The sequence below is a fragment of the Streptomyces sp. 796.1 genome, assembly GCF_047525675.1.
Lineage (GTDB): Bacteria > Actinomycetota > Actinomycetes > Streptomycetales > Streptomycetaceae > Streptomyces.
On record NZ_JBLIWA010000019.1, the window covers coordinates 103591 to 118360 of the forward strand.

Genomic DNA, 14770 nt, shown 5'->3' on the forward strand with positions numbered 1-14770 from the left:
GAGGCCGGGAGTCGGCACAGCGCCGAAACGCTGCGGGCCGGGGGTTCGGCGGCCCCGGTGGCGGGGGCGTCAGTCCTTGACGCCGCGGCCCAGCTCCCAGAGGCGGAGCTTGCCCGCGTCGTCGACCGACCACTCGGCCCCGGTGATGCCGTCCCGGGTGGCCACGTACTGCTTGCCCTGCCACAGCGGCAGCACCGGCACCTCGTCCGCGACGACGTTCTGTACGTGCTGGAAGTCCCGCACGGCCAGGGTGCGCTGGCCCTGCTGCCGGGTGCGCGGGATCAGGACGTTCTCGATCGTGGAGTTCCGGTAGGGCGAGTTGAGGAAGTTGCCGGGGCCGAAGAAGGGGGCGACGTAGTTGTCGGGGTCCGGGAAGTCGGGGTACCAGCCCATGCCGTACACCGCGTACTTGCCCTCGGCAGCCGCCGGGCGGTAGGTGCCCCACGGGACGTCCTGGATCTTCGCCTTGAACAGCCCGCTGTCGTTGAGCTGTTGCCGCAGCGCCTGGAACTCCTTGGTGGTGACCGTGCCGTAGTGCTCCGAGGAGTAGGAGAGCGTCACCTCGACCGGCGTGGTGATGTCGGCGTCGCGCAGGATCTTCTTGGCCTTGCTGACGCTGGGCTCGCCGTAGCTGTTGTAGAAGGAGTTGGTGTGGGCCGAAGTGCCCGTCGGCACCAGCGAGTACAGCGGGACGGTGGTGCGCCGGTAGACGTCCCGGGTCAGCGCCTGCCGGTCCACGAGCTGGGCCATCGCCTGCCGGACCGCCTTGCTGCGCACCGAGGAGTCGTCGGTGTTGAAGGCGAGGTAACGAATCTCCTGCCCCGACGACTCGGTCAGCTTGACGTCGCTCTGGTTGGTGTCGCGCAGTCGGACGACCTGCTCCGGGGCGAGCGTGCGGTTGACCGTGCTCACATCGCCCTTGTCCAGCGCCTTCTGCATGTCCTTCGCCTCGGCGAAGAACTTCAGCTCGACCTTGCTGTTCCTGACCTCGACCGCGCCCTGGTACTTGGGGTTCTTGGTGAAGACGGCCTTGGTCAGCCGACGGTCGCGGGTCTCGGTGCGCAGCGTGTACGGGCCGGAGCCGGTGACGTCGAAGCCGGACCTGAGCTTGTCCTTGGCGTAGTCCTCGCTGTCGAGCAGAGCGGCGGCGGGGGTGGCGAGCTTGTGCGGGAAGGTGGCGTCGGGCGACTTGAGGTGGAAGACGACTTCCAGTTCGCCGGCGGCCTCGACCTTGTCGATGTTGCTGGTCAGCGACAGCGGGCCGTTCTTGTAGTTGATGGCCTGGGTGCGCTGGAAGGAGAAGACGACGTCCTGTGCGGTGAGCGCGTTGCCGTTCGCGAAGGTCAGTCCGGTGCGCAGGGTGCAGCGGAACTGCTCGCTCTGCTTGTCCTGGAACCCGCAGGTGCGCGCGGCGTCGGGCACCGGCTGGTTGCCCGAGCGCGGCATGCGCAGCAGCGTCTGGAAGACGTTGTGCATGAGGCTCCACGCACCGACGTCGTACGCCTGGGCCGGGTCGAGCGGCGCCGGGGCGCCGTCGGTCGCCTCGATCAGGTCGTTACTCCCCACGACGATCGAGTCGCCGTCGGAGCCCGCCCCATCGGCATCCCCGCAGCCCGCGAGAACGGATGTCAGCAGGCCCACCATCGCGGGCAACACCATCGCCTTACGGTTCATTCTCGGGGGTCTCCCTACCATCGAAACCCGGGGCCCTATCGCTGTTTGGCCAGCAGGCTACGGGGGTTGTGCTGAAGTTCTCCGGAAGACATTAGTAGGCGACCCCAGCATTACTGGAAGGCGGCGGAGTTGAGGAGATATCTCGGCACCATAACGCCGCCCCGGCGCGGGATATGCGCAACGCAGAACGATTCGTACGAGAGATGCCCAATCGGGACACAAGGCTGCGCGCCAAACCGCCCAAATCTTCCCGTCAGCACACCCAACGGCGCCCTGTCGACGGCCGGTTCGGTGAGATATGTCACGCCAATGATCACGCCGTGACGCCCGTTTACGGCCCGGTCAGCGCCGCCGAAGCTAAGCGGAATTCGATCAGCGCATTCCACAACCCGGGCTGCACACGCGCTGCATATGCCGTGATCAATTTCCGTAACCGATCCGCGGCCGGCGACCGACCGGGCCGCGCGGGCAATCGCGAAGTACCGCACCCGCACGGCCCGTTGGGACGGTAAGCATTACCTCACCCAAGGAAGATCATTTCCCCTAGTTCCGCTATCCCATTGCGCTCCGTCGCACGGTTATGACGCACCGCCCGCGAAGGGAATACGACATGCGACCGATCGATTACGGAATCGACGTCCCGACCTGCTCGCGCGGGGTGATCAGGGTGCGCAGGAACGCCAGGTCCACCTGGAGCAGCGAGGGGGCGACCGTGCGGCCGGGCGCGGGCTCGATGGGGGCGACGGACGGCACCGCGAGCACCGGGCAGCCGGCCGCCTCGGCAGCCGCCACGCCGGTCGCGGTGTCCTCGATGACGACGCAGCGCCGGGGGTCGGCGCCGAGGCCGGCGGCGGCGAGCAGATAGGGGTCCGGGTACGGCTTGGTCCGCTCCACCTCGTCGCCGGCGACGGTGAGCGCGAAGTGCTCGGGGCCGAGCGACCGCAGCACCTGGTCGATGATCCGCCGGTGCGAGGCGGAGACCAGCGCGGTCGGCACGCCGTGCGCGGTCAGCTCGGTCAACAGGCGTCGGGCGCCCGGCATCAGCGGCACGCTGCCCGCGATCAGTTCCGTGAAACGGGCGTTGAGCAGCGGGACCAGCGCGTCGAGCGTGATGGCGGCGCCGGTGGTCTCGATCAGATAGGAGGCGCTGCGGGTCATCGGGCCGCCGACGACGACCGCGCGGTCCGCCTCGTCGAGCACGTGCCCGAGCTCCGCGAAGATCGCGGCCTCCGCCGCCCACCACAGGCCCTCGGTGTCCACCAGCGTGCCGTCCATGTCGAGCAGCACGCCCTCCAGCGCCGGGGCGGACTCCGCCCCCGCCGGCGTGTCGACCGCGGGGATGCTACTGGTCATCCATCCACCTCCGTGACGAGTGGCCCACAGCGGGCCGTGCCCGGCGGGAAGGCCCCGCGAGGACAAGGGAGCCGGTCACTCTCCGTTGGGCAGAGGATGACTGGCTGTACTGGACCGACAAGTGTACGTCCGGCGCACTCCCGGCGCGCCCGGATATCTCACGGTTCGGCCCCACCCGGTGGCCGTCGCCACGCCCCCGTGCGCCGCCCGCCCGTCCCGCCCCGGGCCCGGCTCACCCCGGCCGGGCCCGCTCCTGCCCGGGCCGCACTCCGCCACACGGGGCACGGCCGCCCGCACCCACCCGCCCGTCGGGGCCGGGCCACGGCAGGGCCCAGGCAGCGCCGGGCCCGCCCCGCGGGAGAAGGAGCAGCAGAGCGCCCGGCACCGGACGTCAAGGTCTGGTGCCGGGCGCTCGGCTACGCGTCCGGTGGCGGGCGCCGGCCGCCCGCGGTGGCCGTCAGCGGGCGTTGAAGTACTTCGCCTCCGGGTGGTGGATGACGATCGCGTCCGTGGACTGCTCCGGGTGGAGCTGGAACTCCTCGGACAGCTTCACGCCGATCCGCTCGGGTTCGAGGAGCTCGGCGATCTTCGCGCGGTCCTCCAGGTCGGGGCAGGCACCGTAGCCGAGCGAGAAGCGGGCGCCGCGGTACTTCAGGTCGAACATGGCCTGCACCGAGTCCGGATCCTCGCCGGCGAAGCCGAGTTCGGCGCGCACCCGGGCGTGCCAGTACTCCGCCAGCGCCTCGGCGAGCTGCACCGACAGGCCGTGCAGCTCCAGGTAGTCGCGGTAGGAGTTGGCCGCGAACAGCTCGGCCGTGGCCTCGCCGATCTTGGAGCCGACGGTGACGACCTGGAGCCCGACCACGTCCCGCTCGCCCGACTCCTCCGGGCGGAAGAAGTCGGCCAGGCACAGCCGCCGGCCACGGCGCTGCCGCGGGAAGGTGAAGCGGGTGCGCTCGGTGCCGTCCTCGTGCAGCAGCACCAGGTCATCGCCCTTGGACACGCACGGGAAGTAGCCGTAGACCACGGCCGCCTCCAGCAGGTTCTCCGAGCGCAGCTTGTCCAGCCAGCCGCGCAGCCGGGGCCGGCCCTCGGTCTCCACCAGCTCTTCGTACGTCGGGCCCTCGCCGGTGCGCGCCTGCTTCAGGCCCCACTGGCCCTTGAACAGCGCGCCCTCGTCCAGCCAGGAGGCGTAGTCGACCAACTGGATGCCCTTGACCACCCGGGTGCCCCAGAACGGCGGCTCGGGCACCGGGTTGTCGACGGCCACGTCGGAACGGACCTGCCCCTCGTCCGGCTCCGGCTCGGCGACCTCGACCGCGCGCTTGGCGACCCGGCGCTGGCGCAGCTCGGGCAGGGTCGCGCCGGGCACGCCGCGCTTGACCGCGATCAGCGCGTCCATCAGCCGCAGCCCCTCGAAGGCGTCCCTGGCGTAGCGGACCTCGCCCTCGTAGATCTCGTGCAGGTCCTGTTCGACGTAGGCCCGGGTGAGGGCGGCGCCGCCGAGGATGACCGGGTAGTCGGCGGCCAGCTTGCGCTGGTTGAGCTCCTGGAGGTTCTCCTTCATGATCACGGTGGACTTCACCAGCAGCCCCGACATGCCGATCACGTCCGCCCGGTGTTCCTCGGCGGCCTCCAGGATCGCCGAGACGGGCTGCTTGATGCCCAGGTTGACCACGTTGTAGCCGTTGTTGGACAGGATGATGTCCACCAGGTTCTTGCCGATGTCGTGGACGTCGCCGCGTACGGTCGCGAGCACGATGGTGCCCTTGCCCTCCGCGTCCGACTTCTCCATGTGCGGCTCCAGGTGGGCCACCGCGCTCTTCATCACCTCGGCGGACTGGAGGACGAAGGGCAACTGCATCTGGCCGGAGCCGAAGAGTTCGCCGACCACCTTCATGCCGGCGAGCAGCGTGTCGTTGACGATGTCGAGCGCCGGGCGGGAGGTGAGCGCCTCGTCCAGGTCGGCTTCCAGGCCCTTGCGCTCACCGTCGATGATGCGGCGCTGGAGCCGTTCTTCGAGCGGCAGGCTCAGCAGCTCTTCCGACTTGCTGGCCTTCAGCGACTTGGCGGTGGCGCCCTCGAAGAGCTCCAGGAGGCGCTGGAGCGGGTCGTAGCCCTCCGCGCGCCGGTCGTAGATGAGGTCGAGCGCGGTCTTGACCTGTTCCTCGTCCAGCCGGGCGATGGGCAGGATCTTGGAGGCGTGCACGATCGCCGAGTCCAGGCCGGCCTTGACGCACTCGTCGAGGAAGACGGAGTTGAGCACGATGCGGGCGGCCGGGTTGAGGCCGAAGGAGATGTTCGACAGGCCCAGCGTGGTCTGCACGTCGGGGTGGCGGCGCTTGAGCTCGCGGATGGCCTCGATGGTGTTCAGGCCGTCCTTGCGGGACTCCTCCTGCCCGGTGCAGATGGTGAAGGTGAGGCAGTCGATGAGGATGTCCGACTCCTGGATGCCCCAGTTGGTCGTCAGGTCCTCGATCAGCCGCTCGGCGATGGCGACCTTGTGCTCGACGGTGCGGGCCTGGCCCTCCTCGTCGATGGTGAGCGCCATCAGCGCCGCGCCGTGCTCCTTGGCCAGCGCGGTGACGCGGGCGAAGCGGGATTCGGGGCCCGCGCCGTCCTCGTAGTTGACCGAGTTGATGACGGCCCGGCCGCCCAGCTTCTCCAGCCCGGCGCGGATGACGTCGACCTCGGTGGAGTCGAGCACGATGGGGAGCGTGGAGGCGGTGGCGAAGCGGCCGGCCAGCTCGCGCATGTCGGCGGCGCCGTCCCGGCCCACGTAGTCCACGCACAGGTCGAGCAGGTGGGCGCCCTCGCGGATCTGATCGCGGGCCATCTCCACGCAGTCGTCCCAGCGGCCCTCCAGCATGGCCTCGCGGAACTTCTTGGAGCCGTTGGCGTTGGTGCGCTCGCCGATCGCCAGGTAGGAGGTGTCCTGGCGGAAGGGGACGGTCTGGTAGAGCGAGGCGGCGCCGGGCTCGGGGCGCGGGTCGCGCTCGGTGGGCGTCATGTCCCGGACCCGCTCGACCACCTGGCGCAGGTGCTCGGGCGTGGTGCCGCAGCAGCCGCCGACCAGCGAGAGCCCGTACTCGCGGACGAAGACCTCGTGCGCGTCGGCCAGCTCCACCGGGCTGAGCGGGTAGTGCGCGCCGTCCTTGCCGAGCACGGGCAGGCCGGCGTTGGGCATCGCGGAGACCCGGGTGCGCGCGTGCCGGGCCAGGTAGCGCAGGTGCTCGCTCATCTCGGCGGGACCGGTGGCGCAGTTGAGGCCGATCATGTCGATGCCGAGCGGTTCGAGCGCGGTGAGCGCGGCGCCGATCTCGGAGCCGAGCAGCATGGTGCCGGTGGTCTCGACGGTGACCTGGACCAGCAGCGGCAGGTCGGCGCCGGCGGCGGCCAGCGCGCGCTTGACGCCGATGACGGACGCCTTGGTCTGGAGCAGGTCCTGGGTGGTCTCGACGAGCAGCGCGTCGGCGCCACCGGCGATCAGCCCGGCGGCGTTCTCCTGGTACGCGTCGCGCAGTGCCTCGTACGGGGCGTGGCCGAGGGTGGGGAGCTTGGTGCCGGGGCCCATCGAGCCGAGCACCCAGCGGGGCCGGCCGTCGGCGGCGAACTCGTCGGCGACCTCACGGGCGATGCGGGCGCCCGCCTCGGAGAGCTCGTAGATCCGGTCGGCGATGTCGTACTCGCCCAGTGCCGAGAAGTTGGCGCCGAAGGTGTTGGTCTCCACACAGTCCACGCCGACGGCGAAGTACTCCTGGTGGACGCTGCGCACGATGTCGGGGCGGGTGACGTTGAGGATCTCGTTGCAGCCTTCGAGCTGCTGGAAGTCGTCGAGGCTGGGGTCCTGCGCCTGGAGCATCGTGCCCATGGCGCCGTCCGCGACCACCACTCGGGTGGCCAGGGCCTCGCGCAGGGCGCGGACGCGGTCGGTGCTGGTGGACGATGGCGTGTACGAGGCCATGGGCGTGCTCTCCCTGAGGTGCGACGGCTGTCGGCTTTGCGTCTTCCGGTGGAAGGCGCACCCGGCCAGCCTAGCCCTCAGTGCCGAAGTGGCGCCGGACGTCCCGCGTGACGGGACGGTACGCGGCGGGTTCAACGGCCGAATCTCGACGTGCTCCGGTCCGTTGCTCAGTATCCGCAGGTCGACATGGGCCGATAGTGTTCAGCATTGTCGAACCGTAGGTATGGACCCGAGGAGGTTGCGCGATGGCACGGACCATCCAGTCGCTGGAGCGCGCGGCGGCGATGCTCCGGCTGCTGGCGGGCGGCGAGCGCAGGCTCGGCCTCTCCGAGATCGCCGCCTCACTCGACCTGGCCAAGGGCACCGCGCACGGCATCCTGCGCACGCTCCAGCAGGAGGGTTTCGTCGAGCAGGACCCGGCGTCCGGACGCTACCAACTGGGCGCCGAACTGCTCCGCCTGGGCAACAGCTACCTCGACGTCCACGAGCTGCGCGCCCGCGCGCTGGTGTGGGCCGACGACCTGGCGCGGGCCAGCGGCGAAAGCGTCTACCTGGGGGTCCTGCACCAGCAGGGGGTGCTGATCGTGCACCACGTCTTCCGCCCCGACGACAGCCGCCAGGTGCTTGAGGTGGGCGCGATGCAGCCGCTGCACAGCACGGCGCTCGGCAAGGTGCTCGCCGCGTACGACCCGGTGGCCCACACGGAGGCCGCCGAGGGCGAACGCCGGTCGTACACGGCGCGCACGGTGACCGAGCTCAAGGAGTTCGAGGGCGTCCTCGATCTGGTCAGGGCGCGCGGCTGGGCGGCCGACGTGGAGGAGACCTGGGACGGCGTGGCCTCGCTCGCCGCCCCCATCCACGACCGGCGCCGGATGCCGGTGGGCGCGGTCGGCGTCACCGGAGCGGTGGAGCGGGTGTGCGCGGACGGCACGCTCCGCCCCGAGCTGGTCGCCGCCGTGCGGGACTGCGCCCGCGCGGTCTCCCGCGACCTGGGAGCCGGCCGCTTCTAGGGGCGTACGGGCCCAGCCGCATCAGCCGGGGCCGGGTCAGCCCCGGCCCACCCCGCTCCGGCCGACCACCCGCCCCACCGCGAACCTCCGCGTACGCGGTTCGACCACCGCGACGGCCGGTCGCCCCGTACGAGCCGATCACGGTGCCGCTCCCGCGTACGCACCGGCCACGGGTTCCCGCCCAACGGGCGACCGGACGCGGCCCCACACCACGGCGCGACCGCCCCCGCCCACGCACTCGTACGGCCCCGCGCCTACCGCCCCCGCGGACGTCCCGCCCGCGCGCGGGGCCATGCGGCGGTGGCGCGTCGCCGATCCGGGGGGATGCGCGGGGTGCCCGCGGGTTCCGGTGGGCGCGGCCGGGTAGGGCTAACCACCCCGTACTCGACAGTCACTTACCCGCGAGTTTTGAGTCACAGGGCTCTTGACGGGGTGGAAGGCGTCGAGAAAACTGCCGTTCACCGGTCGGCATTGTCGAACACCTAACGACAGTATTCGCTATGGTGGGCAACGTCACGGGCCGGCCAAACGCGCTCACCGAGCGCGCGAACCTCCGGAAGGGACCCGGGGTTCGCCTTCCCTGGACGAACGACAAAGGAGTCGCGGGTGTCCAGCTCCGACATCTTCATCGGCGAAACCATCGGCACCGCCGTACTGATCCTGCTCGGCGGCGGCGTGGTCGCCGCCGTCACGCTCAAGCGGTCGAAGGCACTCAACGCGGGCTGGCTCGCCATCACCTTCGGGTGGGGCTTCGCCGTGCTGACCGGCGCGTACATCGCGGGCGGGGTCAGCGGAGCGCACCTGAACCCGGCGGTCACCGTCGGCCTGGCCATCAAGGGCGGCGCGGGCGGCACCCAGTGGAGCGACGTACCGCTGTACGTGGCCTCACAGCTCCTCGGCGCGATGATCGGCGCCGTCCTGGTCTGGGTCAGCTACTACGGCCACTTCCAGGCCCATCTGACCGACCCCGAGGTCATCGGCGCCCAGGGCGGGCAGGAAGGTCTCGTCGACCAGTCGGCCGCCCCCGCCGCCGGCCCGGTGCTCGGCATCTTCTGCACCGGCCCGGAGATCCGCAACGTCGTCCAGAACCTGGCCACCGAGATCATCGCCACCACCGTCCTGGTGCTCGCCATCCTCACCCAGGGACTGACCGAGGGGCTCGGCGTCTCCGGCACCGGCGCCCTGATGACCGCGCTGGTCGTGGTCGGCCTCGGGCTCTCGCTCGGCGGGCCCACCGGGTACGCCATCAACCCGGTGCGTGACTTCGGCCCGCGCCTCGTGCACGCCCTGCTGCCGCTGCCCAACAAGGGCGGTTCGGACTGGGGCTACGCCTGGATCCCCGTCGTCGGCCCCCTTGCTGGTGGGGCGCTCGCCGGCGGACTCTACGAACTCGCCTTCGCCTAACGCCCCGCCCACCGACGTCACTTCCGCAGGAGCCGCACACCATGACCGACACCCAGGACTACAGCTCGGCCCCGGGCGCCACCTCGCACGGCCACGGCCCGTTCATCGCCTCCATCGACCAGGGCACCACTTCGAGCCGCTGCATCGTCTTCGACCGGGACGGCCGCATCGTCGCGGTCGACCAGAAGGAGCACGAGCAGATCTTCCCCAAGCCCGGCTGGGTCGAGCACGACGGCGCCGAGATCTGGACCAACGTCCAGGAGGTCACCGCCGGCGCCATCAGCAAGGCCGGCATCACCGGCGCCGACGTCAGGGCGATCGGCATCACCAACCAGCGCGAGACGACGCTGCTGTGGGACAAGAACACCGGCGAGCCGGTGCACAACGCGCTGGTCTGGCAGGACACCCGTACCGACGGGCTGTGCAAGGAGCTGGGCCGCAACGTCGGCCCCGACCGGTTCCGCCGCGAGACCGGCCTGCCGCTCGCCTCCTACTTCGCCGGCCCCAAGATCCGCTGGCTGCTCGACCACGTGGACGGCCTGCGCGAGCGCGCCGAGGCCGGCGAGATCCTCTTCGGCACCATGGACTCCTGGGTCATCTGGAACCTGACCGGCGGCCCCGACGGCGGCGTCCACGTCACCGACGTCACCAACGCCTCGCGCACCCTGCTGATGAACCTGGCCACCCTCGACTGGGACGAGCGCATCCTGGCCTCGATGGAGATCCCGGCCGCGGTGCTGCCGCAGATCCGTTCCTCCGCGGAGGTGTACGGGACGGCCAAGGGCGGCGCGCTGGACGGCGTGCCGGTGGCCGCCGCGCTCGGCGACCAGCAGGCCGCGCTGTTCGGCCAGACCTGCTTCGCCAAGGGCGAGGCGAAGTCCACCTACGGCACCGGCACCTTCCTGCTGATGAACACCGGCAACGCACCGGTCAACTCGTACAACGGGCTGCTGACCACCGTCGGCTACCGGATCGGCGACCACGACCCGGTCTACGCCCTGGAGGGGTCGATCGCGGTCACCGGGTCGCTGGTGCAGTGGATGCGCGACCAGATGGGCCTGATCAACAGCGCGGCCGAGATCGAGACGCTCGCCAGCTCCGTGGACGACAACGGCGGCGCCTACTTCGTGCCCGCCTTCTCCGGCCTGTTCGCCCCGTACTGGCGCGCGGACGCGCGCGGGGTGATCGCCGGGCTCACCCGGTACGTCACCAAGGCGCACATCGCGCGCGCCGTCCTGGAGGCCACCGCCTGGCAGACCCGCGAGATCGTGGACGCGATGACCAAGGACTCCGGCGTGGAGCTGACCGCGCTCAAGGTCGACGGCGGCATGACCTCCAACAACCTGCTCATGCAGACCATCTCGGACGTCCTGGACGCGCCCGTCGTGCGCCCCATGGTCGCCGAGACCACCGCACTCGGCGCGGCCTACGCCGCCGGTCTGGCCGTCGGCTTCTGGCCGGACACCGACGCGCTGCGCGCCAACTGGCGCCGGGCCGCCGAGTGGACCCCCCGTATGGATGCGGACGTACGCGACCGCGAGTACAAGAGCTGGCTCAAGGCCGTCGAGCGGACCATGGGCTGGATCGAGGACGAGGAGTAATCATGACCACCCTGCAGAGCGTCCCCGAGCCCGGGACGCACTCGGCTGCCGGTCCGCGCCAGGACCGCGCCGAAACCCGGGACCGGCTGTCCAGCGCGACGTACGACCTCCTGGTGATCGGCGGCGGCATCCTGGGCACCTCGGTGGCCTGGCACGCCGCGCAGTCCGGACTGCGGGTCGCCATGGTGGACGCCGGTGACTTCGCCGGCGCCACCTCGTCCGCCTCCTCCAAGCTGGTCCACGGCGGTCTGCGCTACCTCCAGACCGGTGCGGTCAAGCTGGTCGCGGAGAACCACCACGAGCGCCGGGTGCTGGCCAAGGACGTGGCCCCGCACCTGGTCAACCCGCTCACCTTCTACCTGCCGGTCTACAAGGGCGGGCCGCACGGCGCCGCCAAGCTGGGCGCCGGCGTCTTCGCGTACTCGGCGCTCTCCGCGTTCGGCGACGGCGTCGGCCGGGTCATCTCGCCCAGCCGGGCCGCAGCCGACAACCCGGCGCTGCGCACCGAGAACCTCAAGGCCGTCGCCGTCTTCGGCGACCACCAGATGAACGACTCGCGGGTCGCGGTGATGACGGTGCGCGCGGCCGTCGAGTCCGGCGCCGTGGTACTCAACCACGCCAAGGTCACCGGGTTGCGCTTCACGCACGGCCGGGTCACCGGCGCCGACCTCCAGGACGGCCTGGACGGCAGCGAGTTCGGCGTGAACGCGCGCATCGTGCTCAACGCCACCGGCCCCTGGGTCGACCACCTGCGGCGGATGGAGGATGGCGGCGCGGCGCCCAGCATCCGGCTCTCCAAGGGCGCGCACGTGGTGCTCAAGCGGAAGGCGCCGTGGAAGGCCGCGATGTCCACGCCGGTGGACAAGTACCGCATCACCTTCGCGCTGCCGTGGGAGGACCAGCTCCTGCTGGGCACCACGGACGAGGCGTACGAGGGCGACCCGGGCGAGGTGCGGGCCACCGATTCCGACATCGACCAGATTCTGGCGGAGGCCGCGTTCTCGGTCCGCGACGAGCACCTGACGCGCGACCTGATCACCTACGCGTACGCGGGTCTGCGGGTACTGCCCGGCGGCCCGGGCGGCACCGAGTCCGCCAAGCGGGAGACGGTGGTCACCGAGGGGCGCGGCGGGATGCTGTCGGTGGCCGGCGGCAAGTGGACCACCTACCGGCACATCGGCCGCACCGTCATCAACAAGCTGGCCAAGCTGCCCGGCGGGTCGCTCGCCGAAGACATGGAACCGCTGTCGCAGCTCCCGCGCCGGGTGCCGCTGCCCGGCATCGCCAACCCGAACGCGGTCGCGCACCGGCTGCTGGTGGACCGCGAGCCCGGCGTGCGCATGGACCCGCTGACCGCGCGCCAACTCGCCACCCACTACGGCTCGCTGGCCTTCGAGATCGCCCGGCTGGTCGCCGACGACCCGGCGCTGGGCGAGCGCATCCACCCGGACGGCCCGGAGATCTGGGCCCAGGCGGTCTACGCGCGTGACCACGAGTGGGCGGAGACCGTGGACGACGTGCTGCGCCGCCGCACCACGCTGACCATCCGCGGTCTGGACACCGATGAGGTACGGGGCAAGGTGGCGGAGTTGCTGCGCCGCTGAGGGATGGCGGGTGACCACGGGCTGCCGCTGGGCGGGGCTGGTCGGGGCTGGTCAGCCGGTGGTCCGGCGAGGGGAGGGACCCGGGAGGGGGTCCCTCCCCTTGTTGCGTCCGGCTGGGGCCACGGCGGTTCGTACGGCTGGGGCCACGGCGCGCGGGGGTACGCGGTGTGCGCGGGGGTCGGAGAAATTCGGGCGGTACGACGTGGTGCGGGTGCCGAGCGGCCTCAACTAGCCGTGCGCAGCGACGAGTTCGGCCGGTCGGAAAGTCGGCCTTCGATGGCGGGTGCTGCGGGTGCGGGGCTTCGCGGGGCAGCGGCCCCGGACACGGCGCGGGCCTGCGGGTTGACGGCGCGTCCCGGGCCGGCCGGAACCGGTGGGCGCGCCTCGCTGAGAGCTGAAGGCGATGCTCCCCCAGGGCTGCGGCCGGGGGCGGGGGAAGCCGTAGGCTGGGGCCGCACGCAATGGAACTGGAACCGGCGGGGTCACCCGACCACCCCGGTCGGAAGGAGGCGCTGGGTGATCGAGCTTGAGGGGGTTCCCGAGCTGATCGACCCGGTCATGATCTGTGCCTTCGAGGGCTGGAACGACGCCGGAGACGCCGCCTCCACCGCGGTCGGGCACCTGGACCGGGAGTGGAAGGGCGAGGTGTTCGCGGCGCTGGACGCCGAGGACTACTACGACTTCCAGGTCAACCGGCCGACCGTGTGGCTGGACGGCGGGGTGCGCAAGGTCACCTGGCCGACCACCAGGCTCTCTGTGGTGCGGACCAGTGGCGACAAACCGCGCGACCTCGTCTTGGTGCGGGGCATCGAGCCGAGCATGCGCTGGCGTTCGTTCTGCAACGAACTCCTGGGCTTCGCGCACGAGCTGGGCGTGGAGATGGTCGTGGTGCTCGGAGCGCTGCTCGGCGACACCCCGCACACCCGGCCGGTGCCGGTCAGCGGCGTGACCTCGGACCCGGATCTGGCCCGCAGCCTCGACCTGGAGGAGTCCCGGTACGAGGGGCCGACCGGCATCGTCGGCATCCTCCAGGAGTCGTGCACGCACGCCGGCGTCCCGGCGGTGAGCCTGTGGGCCGCGGTGCCGCACTACGTCTCGCAGCCGCCCAACCCGAAGGCCACCCTGGCCCTGCTCAACCGGCTCGAAGACCTGCTGGAGCTGCGCATTCCGCTCGGCGAGCTGCCGGAGGACGCGCGGGCCTGGCAACTGGGCGTGGACCAGCTCGCCGCCGAGGACAACGAGGTCGCCGAGTACGTGCAGTCGCTGGAGGAGGCCCGGGACACGGCGGAGCTACCGGAGGCGTCGGGCGAGGCCATCGCGCGCGAGTTCGAGCGCTACTTGCGCCGCAGGGACGGCCAGCCGGGCCCGGCCGGCCACGCCACGGAGGGCGGCACCGTCTCCGACGGCCGCGACTCCTACCTCCGCGACCCGTCCAGCGGCCGTACGCGCAGGACGACGGCGCGGGAGGAGGGACCCGAGGACGCACCGGACGAGGCGCTGCCGGACGAAGCGGCAACGGATCCGGACGAGGCGCAGGCCGAGACGCCGGGCGACGGGACGGCGCCGGTCGAGGCGACGGAGGTGGGCGGCGGGGCCGCCCCGGCCGGCGACGGCGAACGGCCGGCGGGTGGGTCGCCCGAGGCCGAGCAGGACCGGCCCGCGGCTGATGCGGAATCGACGGCATCGGCCGAACCCACTGAACCGGCTGAACCGGCCGCATCGACCAAGCCGGCTGCGTCGGCCGAACCTGCCGGGCCCGCGAAGGGCACGGCGGCCCGGCGGAGCCGCCGCAAGCCGAAGGCCGCGGAGCAGGGCGAGGAGGCCGCGGGCTCCGCGGACACGGCGGACGCCGATGGTGCCGTGGGTTCGACCGGCCCGACTGGCTCGCGCGGTACGGCCGGCCCCGACGGTGCGGGCGGTGGTCGCGGCAGCCGGGGCGGTCGCCGTGGGCGCGACGACCAGGCCGCGGACGAGGGCGAGTCTCCGGACCCGGAAGGCTGATGCACCGCGGCGGGGCGGGCCGCACCACGGGCCCGCCCCACCCGGGCGTGAGCCACCGTGGCCCGCCCCACTCCTGCGCCAACCACGCCGGCGCGAGCCACACCGATCGACAGCCGGGCGACCTTCACGGGCCCGGCACGGGCGTCGCCTGCCGCCCCC

Annotated in this window: 7 protein-coding genes and 1 pseudogene; 5 read left to right on the top strand and 3 right to left on the bottom strand. The window is 71.7% G+C overall.

Annotated features, from left to right (window positions below; genetic code table 11):
• Positions 1 to 69 precede the first annotated feature (69 nt).
• The 3 genes from ACMA1D_RS15110 to metH all read right to left on the bottom strand — a co-directional run bounded on the left by ACMA1D_RS15110 (position 70) and on the right by metH (position 6991).
• Entirely contained in the window at positions 70 to 1674 is a 1605-nt protein-coding gene (locus ACMA1D_RS15110; RefSeq protein ID WP_414724481.1) for an ABC transporter substrate-binding protein, read from the bottom strand.
• 624 nt (positions 1675 to 2298) lie between these two features.
• Complete coding sequence (locus ACMA1D_RS15115; RefSeq protein WP_414724482.1) at positions 2299 to 3027, bottom strand: HAD family hydrolase; 729 nt, start codon at positions 3025 to 3027, stop codon at positions 2299 to 2301.
• 457 nt (positions 3028 to 3484) lie between these two features.
• The gene (gene metH, locus ACMA1D_RS15120) at positions 3485 to 6991 is read right to left on the bottom strand and encodes a methionine synthase (protein ID WP_414724483.1); all 3507 of its coding nucleotides are present in this window, start codon (positions 6989 to 6991) and stop codon (positions 3485 to 3487) included.
• A gap of 245 nt (positions 6992 to 7236) precedes the next feature.
• Here metH and ACMA1D_RS15125 point away from each other — a divergent pair, with 245 nt between their 5' ends.
• From ACMA1D_RS15125 to ACMA1D_RS15145, 5 genes and pseudogenes are all read left to right on the top strand, one after another.
• Positions 7237 to 8001: an IclR family transcriptional regulator gene (locus ACMA1D_RS15125; protein ID WP_414724484.1), complete on the top strand. Its 765-nt coding sequence runs from the start codon at positions 7237 to 7239 to the stop codon at positions 7999 to 8001.
• 606 nt (positions 8002 to 8607) lie between these two features.
• Positions 8608 to 9405 carry an MIP/aquaporin family protein gene (locus ACMA1D_RS15130; protein WP_414724485.1) on the top strand — a complete coding sequence of 266 codons (798 nt, stop codon included), beginning with the start codon at positions 8608 to 8610 and terminating at the stop codon, positions 9403 to 9405.
• Between the two features lie 41 nt (positions 9406 to 9446).
• Positions 9447 to 11006 (top strand): glycerol kinase GlpK, encoded by a 1560-nt coding sequence (gene glpK, locus ACMA1D_RS15135; RefSeq protein WP_414724486.1) that lies wholly within the window; start codon positions 9447 to 9449, stop codon positions 11004 to 11006.
• 2 nt (positions 11007 to 11008) lie between these two features.
• Positions 11009 to 12610: an FAD-dependent oxidoreductase gene (locus ACMA1D_RS15140; protein ID WP_414724487.1), complete on the top strand. Its 1602-nt coding sequence runs from the start codon at positions 11009 to 11011 to the stop codon at positions 12608 to 12610.
• A gap of 516 nt (positions 12611 to 13126) precedes the next feature.
• A pseudogene (locus ACMA1D_RS15145) lies at positions 13127 to 14059 on the top strand (PAC2 family protein); the annotation flags it as partial.
• Between the last annotated feature and the right edge of the window lie 711 nt (positions 14060 to 14770).